The sequence below is a fragment of the Vibrio sp. T9 genome, assembly GCF_003123985.1.
GTDB classification, from domain to species: Bacteria; Pseudomonadota; Gammaproteobacteria; order Enterobacterales; family Vibrionaceae; genus Vibrio; species Vibrio diabolicus.
Genome location: NZ_NIGY01000002.1, coordinates 282,508 through 299,203, shown reverse-complemented (window position 1 = coordinate 299,203; position 16,696 = coordinate 282,508). Strand labels below are relative to the sequence as shown.

The window sequence follows — 16,696 nt, the reverse complement described above, 5'->3', positions numbered from 1 at the left end:
CGGAATTTTAAATGAAAATTTGGAAATCAATCTTATTCACGACCCTACTCTCTTGCGGAGCGGTTGCAGCACCAGTAGAGATCGATAAGGTTGCGGTCATCGTGAACGACGGTGTAATTCTACAAAGCGACATCGAAACAGCGATGAAAACGCTGCAAGCCAACGCACGTCAAAGCGGAAAGAGCTTACCTTCTGCTAGCGTGTTAAAAGAACAAGTTGTTGAAAAGCTGATTATTGACACGTTGCAAGGCCAAGAAGCAGACCGTATCGGTGTGCGTATTGACGATAACCGCTTAAACCAAGCGATTGCGGAGATCGCACGTAATAATGAGCAATCGGTAGAACAACTCGCCGCTTCTGTAGAAAGTGAAGGCTTGAGTTACCCAGAATTCCGCGAACAAATTCGTAAGGAAATCGCCGCTTCAGAAGCCCGTAATGCACTGGTTCGTCGCCGTATTAATATCCTTCCAGCAGAAGTCGACAGCCTTGCTGAGCAACTATCACAAGAAACCAATGCGACCGTTCAATACAAAATTGGACACATTCAACTGCGCTTCTCTGATGACAAAGAAAAGTCTGCTGTAGAAGCAGAAGCAAAAGCGCTGGCGAAAAAGCTAAACGAAGGTGCAGACTTTACGGAGATGGCCTACACCTACTCAAAAGGTCCTAAAGCTTTACAAGGTGGTGACTGGGGTTGGATGCGTAAAGAAGAGATGCCAACCATCTTTGCCGATCAGATCAAAATGCAAAACAAAGGCAGCATCATTGGCCCATTCCGTAGTGGTGTCGGTTTCCACATCCTAAAAATTGAGGATGTAAAAGGCCTAGAAACGGTTGCGGTAACGGAAGTAAATGCGCGTCATATTTTGATTAAACCAACCGTGATTCTGAGCGATGAAGGGGCGAAGAAGCAACTGAATGAATTTGTACGCCGCATCAAAGCTGGCGAAGCCACTTTCGCTCAACTGGCAACACAATACAGCCAAGACCCTGGTTCGGCAGCGCAAGGCGGTGAGCTAGGTTATCAAACGCCAGATCTGTACGTGCCAGAATTTAAACACCAAGTAGAAACTCTGCCTGTTGGCTCAATCAGCGAACCGTTCAAAACCGTTCACGGCTGGCATATCGTTGAAGTGTTGGATCGTCGCCAAGTTGACCGCACTGACTCAGCGATGAAGAATAAGGCTTACCGTATTCTATTTAACCGTAAATTTAATGAAGAAGCGGGCGCATGGATGCAAGAACTACGCGCAAGTGCGTTTGTTGAAATCGTGGATGACAACAATGACAACTAATACAATTCGTAGAATTGTCGTAACCGCAGGGGAACCTGCGGGTATCGGCCCAGACTTAGTGCTTGCCTTATCGAAGGAAGATTGGGCGCACCAAATTGTCGTCTGCGCCGATAAAAATATGCTGATGGACAGAGCCAAGCAGCTTGGCATTGAAGTCCAACTGTCTGATTACAATCCAGAAGAAGCGCCTAAAGCACAAAAAGCAGGCACGCTTATCGTTGATCATATCCAAATATCGGAACCTGCGGTCGCAGGCGAGCTCAACGAAGCGAATGGTCACTATGTACTAAAAACGCTAGAAAGAGCCGCTTTAGGCTGTATGAATGATGAATTTGATGCTATTGTCACCGGCCCTGTTCATAAGGGGGTGATTAATCGCGCAGGTGTTGCATTCAGTGGTCATACTGAGTTTTTCGCCGAGAAGTCAAAAACGCCGCTAGTCGTCATGATGCTAGCAACGAAAGGACTACGAGTGGCGCTGGTCACAACACATATTCCTTTAGCATATGTGTCCAAAGCGGTCACCGAAGAGCGATTAGAAAAAATCATCGATATTCTTCATAAAGACCTTGTAGAAAAGTTTGCTATCGCACAACCAAACATCTATGTTTGCGGGCTTAACCCTCATGCTGGCGAAGATGGCTGCTTAGGTCGTGAAGAGATCGAAACCATCACTCCGACACTGGAAAAGATTCGACAAGAAAAAGGTATCAACCTGATCGGCCCTTTGCCGGCAGATACCATTTTCAATGAAAAATATTTAAATGATGCTGATGCTGTTTTAGGCATGTACCACGACCAAGTGTTGCCAGTATTAAAATACAAAGGCTTTGGTCGTTCAGTAAACATTACTCTTGGTCTACCTTTTATTAGAACATCGGTGGATCACGGTACTGCATTAGATCTGGCAGGGACAGGTCAAGCGGATACAGGGAGTTTCCGAACAGCGCTCACGCATGCGATAGATTTGGTAGAGAAGAAACAATGAGAAATGATGTCCATTTAGGACACAAAGCGCGTAAACGTTTTGGTCAAAACTTCCTGAACGATCCATACATTATTGATGGAATCGTATCAGCGATTAACCCAAAACCAGGTCAAAACCTGGTTGAAATCGGTCCTGGTCTCGGTGCAATCACTGAGCCGGTAGGTCGTGAAGTGGATAAGTTCACAGTTATCGAATTAGACCGCGATCTGGCAGAACGCCTACGTACTCACCCTGAACTGGCGGATAAGTTGACCATCCATGAGGGTGACGCTATGCGTTTTGACTTCACTCAATTAGTGAAGCCAAACAACAAGCTACGCATTTTCGGTAACTTGCCGTACAACATCTCTACACCATTGATGTTCCACCTTTTTGAATTCCATAAAGACATTCAAGACATGCACTTTATGCTGCAAAAAGAAGTGGTAAACCGCTTAGCCGCCGGCCCTGGCAGCAAAGCTTACGGCCGTTTAACGGTAATGGCTCAGTACTACTGTAAAGTGGTACCAGTACTGGAAGTACCGCCAACGGCATTCGTTCCACCACCGAAAGTGGACTCTGCCGTTGTTCGTTTAGTGCCATACGAAGAGCTGCCATGCCCTGCGAAAGATCTGCGTTTGCTGGATCGCGTTTGTCGTGAAGGCTTTAACCAACGTCGTAAAACAGTTCGTAACTGCTACAAATCGTTGTTAAGCACAGAAGTACTAGAAGAGCTAGGTGTTAATCCAAGCATGCGTCCAGAGAACCTGACGCTAGAACAATTCGTCGCGATGGCGAACTGGCTTGCGGATAACCCGCAGCACTAAGAACTCAAACGATAAGCCAAACCCTTGCCGGTTTGGCTTATTATTATTGGGATATTACGTTTCTGAGGAGTGCACATGGACGTCATTCAACCTTGCATCAAAATTCAAGTTCACACCAAATACATCGAAGAACAGTCCAATCCTGAGCTACAACGCTACGTTTTCGCCTATATCATCACCATCAAAAACCTTAGCCAACAAACCGTGCAGTTAGTGAGCCGTCGCTGGTTAATCACAGACTCGAATGGCAAGCAAATGACGGTTGAAGGTGATGGTGTGGTGGGTCAACAACCTTTTATTCCAAGCAATGATGAATACACGTACAGTAGCGGAACCGCGTTAGAAACCCCTGTCGGCGTTATGCAAGGGCACTACAAAATGCTGGATGAAAAAGGACAGGAGTTCATCACCGAAATTGAACCATTTCGTCTTGCTGTTCCAAATGTTTTAAATTAGTAAATTGGAGATTCAGTGGCTACCTATATTGTTGGTGATATTCAAGGCTGTTTTGATGAATTGCAGCGACTACTAGAACAAGTCTCTTTCTCTGCGAAAAAAGACCAACTTTGGCTCGCTGGTGATTTGGTCGCCAGAGGGCCTAAATCACTAGAAACTTTACGCTTTGTGAAGTCGCTTGGCACAAGCGCAACCGTGGTGCTTGGTAATCACGACCTTCACCTGCTCGCCGTTGCTCACGGGATAAAAAAGGTCAAAGACAAAGATAAAACCGCGCCTATTTTCACTGCACCCGATAAAGAAGATCTATTGGCATGGATAGCTCAGCAACCTCTTATGGCCGAGCATGACGAGTTCGTGATGTGTCACGCTGGGATATCACCGCAGTGGAATCTAAAAACCGCAAGAAAATGTGCCCGCGAAGTTGAACGCATCATCCAAAGTGAAGAGCTGCCTTGGCTCTTAAAAAACATGTACAGTAATCAACCTGATTCCTGGGATGACTCTCTACAGGGTTTGGATCGATACCGTTATATTATCAATGCTTTTACGCGGATGCGCTTTTGTTTCCCCGATGGTCGTCTGGATATGGATTGTAAACTACCACCACAACAAGTTTCCGGTAACGAACTTATTCCATGGTTTGATGTACCTCAGCGCGTTCACCTCAATAAAACGGTGTTATTTGGTCACTGGGCTGCACTACAAGGCCATGTAGACGAAGAGATCATCGGTCTGGATACTGGCTGTGTTTGGGGCGGAAGCCTAACCATGCTCCGTTGGGACGATAAGAAAATCTTTACTCAGGATGCGTTAAGTTAAACACTGAATAATAGTCGATAATCCATCGTAGGGAGAATGCCTGTCACCTAACATCTCCTGTAGAGTCATTCCAGCGACTTAGCGAAACTAGGAATCTAATATCCGCACGCTGCGGGTAGATAGAGATACCTTTGACAACAAAGTACTCGTATAGAAGATCCTGAATCACGCTCCTCCGTCGCTTTCAGGATGATGGCAGGCCGGGATGGCCGCTCGGTGTTATACGAACGGCATTACCGTATTAACTACGCTGTTTTAATTTCGAATTACTTTTCTAACACAGTAAAGCGCATGTTGTAGGCGTTCTTCTCATCCGCTTGATACGTTTCTGAATAGGTTTCCTTAAATTGATCTCCCCAGTCTGGGAACTGAGTATCACCATCAATCGCGGCTTCAATGTGTGTTACATACAGTTTATTGGCCATCGGCAGACAAGCTGCGTAAATCGCACCACCACCAATGATCATCACTTCTTCCACGTCACCAGCCACGTCCAAAGCTTGCTCAATCGATGTTACTGTAGTGACGCCTTCGATCTTTAGTGTCTCATCACGGCTGATAACAATATTCAAGCGACCAGGTAAAGGGCGACCAATAGACTCATAGGTTTTGCGTCCCATCACAACCGGTTTTCCCATAGTACAACGCTTAAACCAAGCGAAATCGGCGGGAAGATGCCAAGGCATTTGATTGTCTTTGCCAATGATGCGATTGTCGGCCATCGCGGCAATCATACTAATGATCATGTTAGGTCCTTATACAATAGGTCTGCGGCGATAGAATAACAGCCCTGGAACAGCAAGACCAACAGCTAAACCTGCAATAATAAACATGGCCTTAAGAAAGTTCTCCATACAAGTTGCAACGAGCTCAGGTGAATAACCAATATGGTTGATCTCAACCATGGCTATCATTGCTTTGTAAGCAAACACGCCAGGTACCATCGGGATCAAAGCTGCCACAGTGAACACTTTTGGGTGCGCGAGAAAGCGGCGAGACCAGTACACACCAATCATCCCAACTAGCGTCGCGGCAAAAAAGGTCGCCCATTCAATGGGAATACCAAACTGCATCATCAAATAACGGCTGCCGTGTCCAATCGCGCCGCCAACAGCACAATACACTAAAGCTCTTTGTGGCACGTTAAAAACCAGTGCAAATCCAACTGCGGGAATCGCAGCGAAAAACATGTCATTCAGCAGGCCAAGCATCAAATCAAATAAACTCATTAGATTGCCCACCCCCAAATTCCAGTAACGCTCATCGCAGCAACGATGCCCAAACACGTCGCCAACGTCAGTAAGCTGGCCATCACAAACCGGGCAATACCCATGTTAATGTGCCCTTTCAGCATGTCTGCCACTGAGTTAATCAACGGGAAACCCGGTACGAGCATTAATACCGACGATGCCATTGCAACGGTGGGCATATTGCCGATTTGGTAGATTTCCGCTTGCGCAGAAATTAGGGTCGTGACAAAGGCGGTCGCTGCAAAGTTCAGTAAAGGGTTAAAGTGACGATGACCAATTTCTTGGCGAACGATCATGCCACCAGCTGATGCTAAAAAGGTCATAACAAATACCCCCCAATCGCCACCTGCCAGATGACTGAATGCCGCACATGACAAGCCAATCATAAACACCACCAGCCAGCGGTTATAACGCTCTGGACTGATGGCGTTCAGCTTTTTCTGCGCCATGGTTGCATCGAGCAGCCCACGCTCCATCATGATGCAGATACGTTGAATTTGCGTAATAACGCGCATATTAATGCCACGATCGGCACAACTTCGGGTGGTGGTGATGCAGTGTCCATCCATTACCGTCGTTACAACCAGTGCATTAGCTGATAGCGCAACCGCAACTTCATTAACCCCACAAGCAAGGCCAATACGGCGCATAATATCGCTCACCAGAGTACTTTCAGCACCATGAGCGAGTAGCATTTGCCCGGCTTGGGCAACAAGGCGAGAAATAGATCGTTGAGTGGATACCGCCAACTCTCCAGACGGTATGGTTTCTAGAGTCATAAATCAGTCTAATTCCTTTTAGGGTGTTGCTCATTCATACGCGAGAGGTCCAAACTAGCCCTCAAAAATCACGACGTATCGGCTATTGTGCCGTAAATCACACCATCTAAATATGATTTAGATACAAAAAAAGCCGCAATAAATAATTGCGGCTTAATGAATTATTGGCAAACAGGCATTGTTTGACGGTTCTGATTAGTCACGAACGTAGACAACGTGACCGTCATCTTCTTCATCGTCCCAGTCATCCCAATCGTCGTCGTCATCTTCAGTGATAACGTCTTTACCCGCCATCGCATCTTTATGGTAGTCATCCCACATGAAGTTAACTTTATCTTCTTCAGCCACTTCTTCCTCTTCGCGAGGTAGATTATCCATAAAGTCAGCCAGTTTGTAACAAAGCTCTTTAGTACCGTTGCGGTTGATCGCCGAGATCTTAAAGAACTCGTCTTCCCAGCCTAGTGCGTCTAAGATTTCTTGGATCTTCTCATTCGCTTCTTCTTCAGGCATTAAATCAACTTTGTTGAATACTAACCAGCGTGGCTTGCTTGCCAGTTTTTCACTGTATTGCTCTAGCTCATCAATGATCGTTAGTGCATTTTGCACCGGATCAGACTGATCAATTGGCATAATATCGATCATGTGCAGCAACACTCGGCAACGCTCTAAGTGCTTCAAGAATCGAATACCAAGACCAGCGCCATCTGCTGCACCTTCGATAAGACCTGGAATGTCTGCAACAACAAAGCTTTTCTCTGGTACGACACTCACTACGCCCAAGCTTGGGATCAACGTCGTGAATGGGTAATCAGCGACTTTTGGTTTTGCTGCTGAGACTGCGCGGATAAAGGTTGATTTACCTGCATTAGGTAGACCAAGCATACCAACGTCAGCAAGAAGCAATAGCTCAAGGCGAATTTCACGTACTTCACCTTTTGTGCCTAATGTTCTTTGACGAGGCGCGCGGTTTACTGAAGATTTGAAACGCGTGTTACCTAGACCGTGCCAACCGCCTTTTGCGATCATCACTTTCTTACCGTGTTCAGCAACTTCTGCCACGATTTCATTTGTGTGGATATCCACTGCGCGCGTACCTACAGGTACACGAAGAACGATGTCTTTACCACGTTTACCAGTACAGTTGCCACCGCGGCCATTCTCACCACGCTCCGCTTCGTAGAAGCGCTGGAAACGATAATCAATCAGAGTGTTAAGGTTTTCATCGGCTTGGATATAAACATCACCACCGTCGCCACCATCACCGCCATCAGGGCCACCTTTAGTGATGAATTTTTCACGCCAGAAACTGACAACGCCGCTACCGCCGTCGCCAGCCTGAACTTTTACTACCGCTTCATCTACGAACTTCATCTTTTACTCCGACTACTTCGTGCGTGGATTAAATCTACTTTGTCATCTGACAATTTTAGCAGATGACAGATCTAAGCTCCCAGCCCACAAATAACGTGGAAACGAGAAACTTCGATATGTCGACTGCCATAAATAAAAAACCCCGCCGATTCGGCAGGGCTTTTGAATTCAGCTTAAAGCTATTAAGTAACTTGGTAAAAACCTAATTACTCAGCTTCGATGCTTACAAACTTACGGTTCTTAGGACCTTTCACTTCGAACTTCACTTTACCTTCAGTAAGAGCGAATAGAGTGTGGTCTTTACCGATACCTACGTTGTTACCAGCGTGGAACTTAGTACCACGTTGACGAACGATGATGTTACCTGCAAGTACAGATTCACCACCGAAACGCTTAACACCTAGACGTTTGCTTTCTGAATCGCGGCCGTTACGAGTAGAACCACCAGCTTTTTTGTGTGCCATTGTTAAACTCTCCTAATAGATTAAGCGTTGATACCAGTGATCTTCACTTCAGTGAACCACTGACGGTGACCCTGTTGCTTACGAGAGTGCTTACGACGACGGAACTTAACGATTTTAACTTTATCGCCACGACCGTGTTGTACAACTTCAGCAACAATTTTGCCGCCCTCTACAAGAGGAGCACCAACTTTGATGTCTTCGCCGTTAGCAACAAGAAGAACTTTATCAAATTCTACAGTTGCACCAGTTTCAACGTCTAATTTCTCTAAACGAAGAGTTTGACCTTCGCTTACACGGTGTTGTTTACCACCAGATTGGAAAACAGCGTACATATTTTACTCCGCTTTTTCCGCACAGCCTTTCTTGAGGGTGTGCGCTAAACTAATCATCAATAGGGCGCAGATTCTACAGAATAGATGCTCCTATGACAAGCCATATTTTGAAAAAATTGGCGAAAAGCTAATCGCCAAAGAAAAGTGCGGCAATCATGCCCTTTAGTAATGTATTAATCAACGTTTTTTAGTGTATTATTCGACAATTATATAAATCGAATAAGCCTTGCAGGGTCTAACTTCAGCCGGATATACGATGGATTTTAAAACTATCCAAGCGCTTACTGCCGATGACATGGCAAAAGTGAATGAAACAATTCAAGCCCAACTTAATTCTGATGTCTCTTTAATCAACCAGCTCGGTTTTTATATCGTGAGTGGTGGAGGCAAACGTCTGAGACCGCTTTTAGCGATACTGTCAGCCCGCGCACTTGGTTACCAAGGCAACGGTCATACCATGGCAGCTGCGTTTATTGAGTTCATCCATACAGCGACTTTGCTGCATGATGACGTGGTCGACGAATCAGACATGCGCCGCGGTAAAGCAACTGCGAATGCTGCATTTGGCAATGCTGCTAGCGTGTTAGTTGGGGACTTTATCTATACTCGCTCATTCCAAATGATGACGGAGCTAGGATCCATGAAGATCCTTAAGCTAATGAGCAACGCCGTAAATGTGATCGCCGAAGGTGAAGTTCAGCAGTTGATGAACTGTAACGATCCTGACACGACAGAAGAAAGCTACATGCAAGTCATCTACTCTAAGACGGCACGCTTATTTGAGTCCGCAACTCAAATTGGCGCAATCTTAAACGATGCTCCTGAGCATGTTGAAATCGCAATGCAAAATTACGGTAAGTATTTGGGTACTGCGTTTCAGCTTATTGATGACGTCATGGATTACACCTCTGATGGCGAAGACATGGGTAAAAATGTGGGGGATGATTTGGCTGAAGGCAAGCCAACTTTACCTCTACTTCACGCTATGCGTAATACCACGCCAGACAATGCCCTCATGATTCGCGAAGCAATTGAGAAGGCCAATGGCATGGATCGCTTAGAAGAAATTCTCGCGGTGATGAAAGAGGCCGGATCTCTGGAATACACGACGCAAAAAGCACTAGAAGAAGCAGACAAAGCAATCGAAGAACTATCAGTATTGCCGGAATCTGAATACAAGCAAGCGCTTATTACTCTGGCTCATGTCGCGGTACAACGCACGAAGTAATCATAGCAACCCATACGCAAGACTTAAAACAACAAGGAAGAGCAAGCTCTTCCTTTTTTGTATCTGATACCTAATGCCGTGATAAGCGCTAGTAATATCTGTCACTACCGCCATGCAGTTGTGGGTCATCTTCTATTTCATCAAAGCTAACCGCAATCTGCTGATCAGAACCTTGTTTCGACAACAGTACCGTCTCTGCTTCACGGTCGACCACCAATATCGTACCTACGCCCTGCTGGCATTCAACAACCATGCCTTTACGGATTCGACTTGCTTCCATCATCTTCTCCTTCACCACGTTGTTTTGATCAAGTAATTTTACGAAGCAGAGAAGCCAAAGATCAAAAAAGCCGATCATTTTGATCGGCTTTCTTCTTATTCGGGCTTTCTAGATTACTTTGCGAATTCAACACCAATATTGATGTCGCCATTTAGTGTTTCTAGCATACCGTCTAGTGCAGACTTTTCGTAGTCGCTGAGTTTGCCGTAGCTTAGTACTTCTTCTACGCCTTCTTTACCTAGTTTCACAGGCTGTGCGAAGTAAGTCGCGTGCTCACCGTCGCCTTCAACGTATGCACATTCAACTACGCCTTCTTCACCTTGAAGAGCACGAACTAGAGACAGACCAAAGCGACATGCAGCTTGGCCCATTGATAGTGTTGCACTACCACCACCCGCTTTCGCTTCTACAACTTCGGTACCTGCGTTTTGAATACGTTTCGTTAATGCTTCTACTTCTTCAGCTGTAAAGTCAACGCCTTCCACTTGAGACAGTAGAGGTAAGATCGTTACGCCAGAGTGACCACCGATAACAGGTACGCGAATGTCACCTGGATCTTTGTCTTTTAGCTCTGCAACGAATGTTTCTGAACGGATAACGTCAAGTGTTGTTACACCGAACAAGCGACGCTTATCGTAAACACCCGCTTTCTTAAGTACTTCAGCGGCAATTGGCACTGTTGTATTTACCGGGTTTGTGATGATACCAACACAAGCTTTCGGACAAACAACCGCAATCTTCTCCGCTAGCGACTTAACAATACCAGCATTTACATTGAATAGATCCGCGCGATCCATACCAGGCTTACGAGCAACACCTGCAGAAATCAGCACAACATCCGCACCTTCTAGTGCTGGAGTAGGATCTTCACCCGCGTAACCTTTGATAGAAACTGGCGTCGGGATGTGGCTAAGGTCAGCAGCCACACCAGGAGTTACTGGAGCAATATCGTATAGGGCTAAATCAGAACCAGCAGGAAGACGGTTCTTAAGTAGAAGGGCCAGGGCTTGACCGATGCCACCAGCGGCACCAATAACGGCTACTTTCATGTAGTTCTCCTTGAGAGTATTTCTCTTATAAACGTATTCGTAGGGTAGTTTGTAACCAACTTAAATAAAGCTATCGGAATCACAACTTGATTACAATCAATTAACGCTAGCTTTGCGACCTCGCGCAACTCGCTGTTACCGTGCTACAAATGGGGCTTGGATTATTCTTTTATTCTGTTGAAATGACAAGGAATTCAAGAAAACAAAAACAGCCCTACTTCATATAGTTAAAGAATTCCATGTGGTATATAGTTTACAGTGACGTAACTAACATAATACTGGGACTCTTTGGCACCGCATGAATATATATGCGAGAATATGCAAAATTGCTGACCCGTAATAAGAGATTCGTAATGACTATGCGCAATTCAGAAAAACAAGACAACTTAGTCCGCGCCTTCAAAGCCCTATTAAAAGAAGAGAGCTTTGGCTCACAGGGTGAGATTGTTGATGCACTCAAACAACAAGGATTTGAAAGCATTAACCAATCGAAAGTATCACGCATGCTGACTAAATTTGGCGCCGTCCGCACACGCAATGCAAAAATGGAAATGGTTTACTGCCTTCCTGCTGAGCTAGGCGTACCGACTGTAAGCAGCTCTTTGCGTGAACTGGTGCTAGATATTGACCATAACGCGGCATTAGTTGTTATCCATACTGGCCCTGGTGCTGCGCAGTTGATTGCTCGCTTGCTTGACTCACTGGGTAAATCCGAAGGTATTCTTGGTGTTGTTGCAGGTGATGACACTATCTTTATCACTCCAACGATGGCGATTACGACTGAACAGTTGTTCAAATCAGTGTGTGAACTGTTCGAATACACTGGCTAAGTTCTTTCACATTTAGATCAGCTAACTCTTTGTGGGCTATAAAAGAAATCTCATTTTGTAGCCCATGATTTATGTAAATTTTTTGCTTATCCAGACCATTATTTAACCACCTATTTTGTGATTAACATCACGCAATTGATCTTTTTCACTTCGTTCACTTAATACTTATTAAGTGTTTGTTATAAAAAGAATTAAATCACAAATCTAACACTATCCTCCTGCACAAGATTCAGACTTATCAACTATAACATTTAACAATTGGATAATTTTCTGCCAATTTTTTGTTATGATTCGCTCGCTTTTTCAAACGATTGGATTGGAAAAGATGCCGTTTCCAAATAGGAAACTCCAGAAGTGATTTATGGTTATTTCCGGGTAAATAATGAATATAAGGAAGGGAAATTCATGGCATTTAACAAACTTCTCAAAGTAGGCGCTATCGCTGCAGCAGTAATGGGTGCAGGCGCAGTTAACGCTCAAGAGTTTATTACTATCGGTACTGGCTCTGTTACAGGTGTTTACTACCCTACTGGTGGTGCTATCTGTAAATTGGTCAATAAAGGTCGTAAAGAACACAACATTCGTTGTTCAGTAGAATCGACTGGCGGCTCTATTTACAACGTTAACACTATCCGTGCTGGCGAGTTAGATTTTGGTATCGTGCAATCGGATTGGCAGTACCACGGCTACAACGGTACGAGTAAGTTTGCGGAACAAGGCCCGTACAAAAAGCTACGTGCAATGTTCTCTCTTCATACAGAACCTTTCAACATCATTGCTCGTGCAGATTCAGGTATCGAAAACGTTGAAGACCTAAAAGGTAAGCGCGTAAACATCGGTAACCCTGGCTCTGGTGACCGTGCAACCATGGGCGTTGTTATGGAAGCGATGGGCTGGACAAACGACAGCTTCAAATTGGCTTCTGAGCTAAAGGGCTCTGAGCGTTCTCAAGCACTTTGTGACAACAAAATTGACGCATTCATTTACATGGTGGGTCACCCGAACGGTTCAATCAAAGAAGCAACAACATCATGTGATGCTAAGCTAGTTTCTGCAACTGGCCCGAAAATCGATAAGATTGTTGCTGATAACCCATACTACGCCTTTAGCTCAGTGCCGGCTGGCATGTATCGTGGCACAGACAAAGACGTAAACAGCTTTGGTGTTGCAGCAACGATGGTTACAACAGCAGACGTTTCAGACGATGTCGCTTACAACGTTGCAAAAGCCGTGTTTGAAAACTTCGATACGTTCAAACGTCTACACCCTGCGTTTGCAAACCTGAAAAAAGAAGACATGGTGAAAGCGGGTCTATCTATCCCTCTTCACCCAGGTGCAGAAAAATACTACAAAGAAGTGGGTCTACTTAAGTAACTTCCTCAGACTCCAAACTCACAGGCAGGAAAAGATGGTTTTCTGCCTGTTTGAGCATGCAGGTTGTAGCACGTGCTAACTGCATGCTTCATTCGCCAGTTTTCTTCCGAAAATTGCGAGTTCATACCCAAGAAAAACTTAAACGCCGCCTAGCAGAGTCTCCAAAATTCAACACTTTGAGTTCAGGCAGCAAAATACTCGAAAGCAAACTTCGCTCCATTCGCTACACTGATAAAGGCGAAGTGTGGTTCTCGATAAAAATCCGACAGGACCATCAATAATAAGGAAAAAGTACATGGCGACGAATCAAGCTCCGTCACAAGATGTGCAAGAAATGGTGGCTCAGGCAGACACAGGTGCACGTAGCCCCTCGGGAATGCAAGGACGAATCCTTTGGTTTGTTCCTCTGTGTTGGTCACTATTTCAATTATGGTACGCATCTCCGCTACCATTTATTTTTAATTTCGGCGTACTGAACGACACGGAAGCGCGATCAATCCACCTCACTTTCGCGATCTTCTTGGCTTTCACTGCTTATCCAGCGATGAAAAATTCCCCTCGCGATCATATCCCTCTTGTCGATTGGATATTGGCGCTAGCAGGTAGTTTTTCTGCGGCATATATTTACCTTTTTTATACCGAGCTAGCTGGACGTTCCGGTGCACCAACAACGGCAGATATCGTCGTTGCTGTCATCGGTATGGTTCTCCTTTTAGAGGCAACACGCCGAGCGCTCGGTCCACCACTGATGGTGGTTGCTGCTGTCTTCCTTACTTACACCTTTGCAGGCCCTTACATGCCCGATGTCATCGCGCATAAAGGAGCGAGCTTAAACAAGGCCATGTCTCACTTATGGCTAACAACGGAAGGTGTATTCGGTGTCGCATTAGGCGTTTCAACCTCTTTTGTGTTCTTGTTTGTATTGTTTGGCGCCATGCTGGAACGTGCTGGCGCAGGTGCTTACTTCATTAAAGTCGCCTTTTCTTTACTGGGTCATATGAAAGGTGGTCCTGCAAAAGCGGCCGTTGTTGCATCTGGTTTATCCGGGCTTGTTTCTGGCTCTTCAATCGCAAACGTGGTAACCACTGGTACCTTTACCATCCCATTGATGAAACGTGTCGGTTTTCCGGGCACCAAAGCGGGAGCCGTTGAAGTTGCCGCCTCAACTAATGGTCAGTTAACACCACCAATCATGGGCGCAGCGGCATTCTTGATGGTGGAATATGTCGGTATCTCATACGTTGAGGTGATTAAGGCTGCCCTACTTCCGGCACTTATCTCTTACATCGCTTTGATTTACATCGTTCACCTTGAGGCGTGTAAAGCGGGTATGACAGGTCTTCCTCGTCGCCACAACCCAACGTTAGTGCAAAGTTTGCTTTCCTTTACTGGCACAATCTTAGGACTGTGTGTGATCAGCGCATTGGTTTACTACGGAGTGGGTTGGACGAAAGATGTCTTTGGTGATGCCGCGACGCCAATTGTTACGGTTGTCCTGTTAATTGCGTACGTTGGCTTGGTAAAGATCTCAGCAAATCATGTGCAAGATGGCGCAATTGAGATTGATGCAGAGTTAACAGAAGTACCAGATCCTGGCCCAACGGTTAAATCTGGTTTGCACTATCTACTGCCTATCGTTGTATTGGTTTGGTGTCTGACTGTAGAGCGCTTCTCGCCAGGTCTTTCAGCATTCTGGGCAACGGTGTTCATGATTTTCATTTTGCTGACTCAGCGTCCATTGATTGCTCTGTTATCAAAGCAAGGTGACATGATGCAGCAAACCAAAGATGGCTTCGTCGATCTGGCTGAGAGCTTGGTTGCTGGCGCTCGCAATATGATTGGTATCGGCGTTGCAACGGCAGCGGCAGGTACCGTAGTTGGGGTCGTCACCCTAACGGGTATCGGCCTGGTCATGACGGACTTCGTTGAGTTTATCTCTGGCGGTAGCATCATTCTTATGCTGCTGTTTACCGCAATAATCAGCTTGGTTCTTGGGATGGGTCTACCGACAACGGCGAACTACATCGTAGTATCTACGTTGATGGCACCGGTTATTGTCACGCTAGGTGCAGCACATGGCTTGATCATCCCACTCATTGCGGTGCACTTGTTCGTTTTCTACTTTGGTATTTTGGCCGACGACACCCCACCCGTAGGTCTTGCGGCATTTGCGGCGGCTGCGATTGCTAAATCAGACCCGATTCGTACAGGTATCCAAGGCTTTACTTACGATATTCGAACCGCCATTTTGCCATTCATGTTTGTGTTCAATACCCAGTTACTGTTGATGGGGATAGACTCTTGGTGGCATTTAGCACTCACTGTCATCTCATCGATCATTGCGATGCTGATCTTCTCCGCCGCAACACAAGGATGGTGGTTCACGCGTAACAAGTGGTGGGAAACCGTTCTATTATTAGTACTGACATTTTCGTTTTTCCGTCCTGGTTTTTGGTGGGACATGCTGTATCCAGCGAAAGTTCTTTCTCCTGGCGTTGAGGTAGCTCAAATCACGGAAACGCTAAATGTAGGAGAATCATTGGAGCTACGTGTTGCCGGCGAAAACCTTGAGGGCGACTACATCGAGAAAACGGTTCGTCTTCCATTCGAAGACAGTGCGACAACAGCGGAAGCACGTATTTCGTCTATGGGTCTGATGCTGACCGAAAGCGACAACAAAATGATTGTCGATATGGTCGAGTTTGGTAGCCCGGCAGAGTCTGCAGGTATCGACTTTGATTGGGAGATCAAGTGGGTTATCCAAGATGCAGAACGTCCGATGAAAGAATGGGTATTTGTGCCATGCTTAATGATTTTGCTGGTGCTTGCCATGAACCAAAAACGTCGTGCTCGTAAGGAACAATTGAGCGCATAACCGATTTGGCCCCGAGGACAAGGGGCCTTAGTGAGAGACATTGAATGTACAAACAAATTCTTGTTCCGGTTGATCTAAATGACCAAGGCTTTTCAGACCGAGCGGTTGAACTAGCGGTTTGGCAGGCAAAGCAAGCGAATGCGCAAATCCACCTTCTCACAGTATTACCTGGTATTCACATGTCGATGGTTGCTACATACTTCCCAAAAGATGCAGCAGCCAAAATGAAGCAAGACGTGAAGCAGCAATTAAAAGCTTTTGCCAATAAGCATATTGCTGAAGATGTTGTGTACCAAGTGCATGTTGCTGAAGGCAAAGCCTACGCGACGATTCTTGATTATGCAGAGCGCTTGGGCGCTGATCTCATCATTATGCCAAGTCACAAGCGTTCTAAAATCAATAAAGTAATGCTTGGCTCTGTCGCAAGTAAGGTCGTGGAATATTCTCCAATCAATGTGATGGTCGTGAAACCGCAAGGTTAAACAACTAAAGAAACG

Annotated in this window: 18 protein-coding genes; 10 read left to right on the top strand and 8 right to left on the bottom strand. The window is 45.7% G+C overall.

Annotation, left to right across the window (positions count from 1 at the left end):
* Positions 1 to 11 precede the first annotated feature (11 nt).
* The 5 genes from surA to CBX98_RS05720 all read left to right on the top strand — a co-directional run bounded on the left by surA (position 12) and on the right by CBX98_RS05720 (position 4,367).
* Positions 12 to 1,295 carry a peptidylprolyl isomerase SurA gene (gene surA, locus CBX98_RS05740; RefSeq protein WP_109168752.1) on the top strand — a complete coding sequence of 428 codons (1,284 nt, stop codon included), beginning with the start codon at positions 12 to 14 and terminating at the stop codon, positions 1,293 to 1,295.
* A complete protein-coding gene (gene pdxA, locus CBX98_RS05735) occupies positions 1,285 to 2,283 on the top strand; it encodes a 4-hydroxythreonine-4-phosphate dehydrogenase PdxA (RefSeq protein WP_005392286.1) in 999 nt (332 codons plus the stop codon). Before surA ends, pdxA begins: the two co-directional genes overlap by 11 nt.
* Positions 2,280 to 3,089, top strand: a complete 810-nt coding sequence (gene rsmA / locus CBX98_RS05730; protein WP_005379669.1) for a 16S rRNA (adenine(1518)-N(6)/adenine(1519)-N(6))-dimethyltransferase RsmA — start codon at positions 2,280 to 2,282, stop codon at positions 3,087 to 3,089. Before pdxA ends, rsmA begins: the two co-directional genes overlap by 4 nt.
* 75 nt (positions 3,090 to 3,164) lie before the next feature.
* Positions 3,165 to 3,545: a Co2+/Mg2+ efflux protein ApaG gene (gene apaG / locus CBX98_RS05725; RefSeq protein ID WP_005379668.1), complete on the top strand. Its 381-nt coding sequence runs from the start codon at positions 3,165 to 3,167 to the stop codon at positions 3,543 to 3,545.
* Positions 3,546 to 3,560: 15 nt separating this feature from the next.
* Positions 3,561 to 4,367, top strand: a complete 807-nt coding sequence (locus CBX98_RS05720) for a symmetrical bis(5'-nucleosyl)-tetraphosphatase (protein ID WP_109168751.1) — start codon at positions 3,561 to 3,563, stop codon at positions 4,365 to 4,367.
* 266 nt (positions 4,368 to 4,633) lie between these two features.
* Here CBX98_RS05720 and folA read toward each other — a convergent pair whose 3' ends face one another.
* From folA to rplU, 6 genes are all read right to left on the bottom strand, one after another.
* A complete protein-coding gene (folA, locus tag CBX98_RS05715; protein ID WP_005392293.1) occupies positions 4,634 to 5,113 on the bottom strand; it encodes a type 3 dihydrofolate reductase in 480 nt (159 codons plus the stop codon).
* A 9-nt stretch (positions 5,114 to 5,122) separates the two neighbouring features.
* The gene (locus CBX98_RS05710) at positions 5,123 to 5,596 is read right to left on the bottom strand and encodes a threonine/serine exporter family protein (protein WP_005392295.1); all 474 of its coding nucleotides are present in this window, start codon (positions 5,594 to 5,596) and stop codon (positions 5,123 to 5,125) included.
* The gene (locus CBX98_RS05705) at positions 5,596 to 6,396 is read right to left on the bottom strand and encodes a threonine/serine exporter family protein (protein WP_048626598.1); all 801 of its coding nucleotides are present in this window, start codon (positions 6,394 to 6,396) and stop codon (positions 5,596 to 5,598) included. The genes CBX98_RS05710 and CBX98_RS05705 overlap by 1 nt, the downstream gene beginning before the upstream one ends.
* A gap of 195 nt (positions 6,397 to 6,591) precedes the next feature.
* A complete protein-coding gene (cgtA, locus tag CBX98_RS05700; protein ID WP_109168750.1) occupies positions 6,592 to 7,767 on the bottom strand; it encodes an Obg family GTPase CgtA in 1,176 nt (391 codons plus the stop codon).
* A gap of 206 nt (positions 7,768 to 7,973) precedes the next feature.
* Positions 7,974 to 8,231 (bottom strand): 50S ribosomal protein L27, encoded by a 258-nt coding sequence (gene rpmA / locus CBX98_RS05695; protein WP_005383095.1) that lies wholly within the window; start codon positions 8,229 to 8,231, stop codon positions 7,974 to 7,976.
* A 20-nt stretch (positions 8,232 to 8,251) separates the two neighbouring features.
* Positions 8,252 to 8,563, bottom strand: a complete 312-nt coding sequence (rplU, locus tag CBX98_RS05690) for a 50S ribosomal protein L21 (protein WP_005383096.1) — start codon at positions 8,561 to 8,563, stop codon at positions 8,252 to 8,254.
* A gap of 256 nt (positions 8,564 to 8,819) precedes the next feature.
* Here rplU and ispB point away from each other — a divergent pair, with 256 nt between their 5' ends.
* Positions 8,820 to 9,791 (top strand): octaprenyl diphosphate synthase, encoded by a 972-nt coding sequence (ispB, locus tag CBX98_RS05685; protein WP_005392297.1) that lies wholly within the window; start codon positions 8,820 to 8,822, stop codon positions 9,789 to 9,791.
* An 88-nt stretch (positions 9,792 to 9,879) separates the two neighbouring features.
* On the opposite strand, the gene CBX98_RS05680 is transcribed toward ispB, so the two are convergent.
* A complete protein-coding gene (locus CBX98_RS05680; RefSeq protein WP_005392299.1) occupies positions 9,880 to 10,071 on the bottom strand; it encodes a hypothetical protein in 192 nt (63 codons plus the stop codon).
* A gap of 113 nt (positions 10,072 to 10,184) precedes the next feature.
* Positions 10,185 to 11,120, bottom strand: coding sequence for a malate dehydrogenase (gene mdh / locus CBX98_RS05675; protein WP_046874036.1), 936 nt, complete (start codon positions 11,118 to 11,120; stop codon positions 10,185 to 10,187).
* Between the two features lie 359 nt (positions 11,121 to 11,479).
* Here mdh and argR point away from each other — a divergent pair, with 359 nt between their 5' ends.
* The 4 genes from argR to CBX98_RS05645 all read left to right on the top strand — a co-directional run bounded on the left by argR (position 11,480) and on the right by CBX98_RS05645 (position 16,681).
* Positions 11,480 to 11,950: a transcriptional regulator ArgR gene (argR, locus tag CBX98_RS05670; RefSeq protein WP_031780246.1), complete on the top strand. Its 471-nt coding sequence runs from the start codon at positions 11,480 to 11,482 to the stop codon at positions 11,948 to 11,950.
* 405 nt (positions 11,951 to 12,355) lie between these two features.
* Entirely contained in the window at positions 12,356 to 13,324 is a 969-nt protein-coding gene (locus tag CBX98_RS05660; RefSeq protein WP_005392302.1) for a TAXI family TRAP transporter solute-binding subunit, read from the top strand.
* Between the two features lie 295 nt (positions 13,325 to 13,619).
* Entirely contained in the window at positions 13,620 to 16,199 is a 2,580-nt protein-coding gene (locus tag CBX98_RS05650; protein ID WP_109168749.1) for a TRAP transporter permease, read from the top strand.
* A 44-nt stretch (positions 16,200 to 16,243) separates the two neighbouring features.
* Positions 16,244 to 16,681 carry a universal stress protein gene (locus tag CBX98_RS05645; RefSeq protein WP_005392306.1) on the top strand — a complete coding sequence of 146 codons (438 nt, stop codon included), beginning with the start codon at positions 16,244 to 16,246 and terminating at the stop codon, positions 16,679 to 16,681.
* Positions 16,682 to 16,696 lie beyond the last annotated feature (15 nt).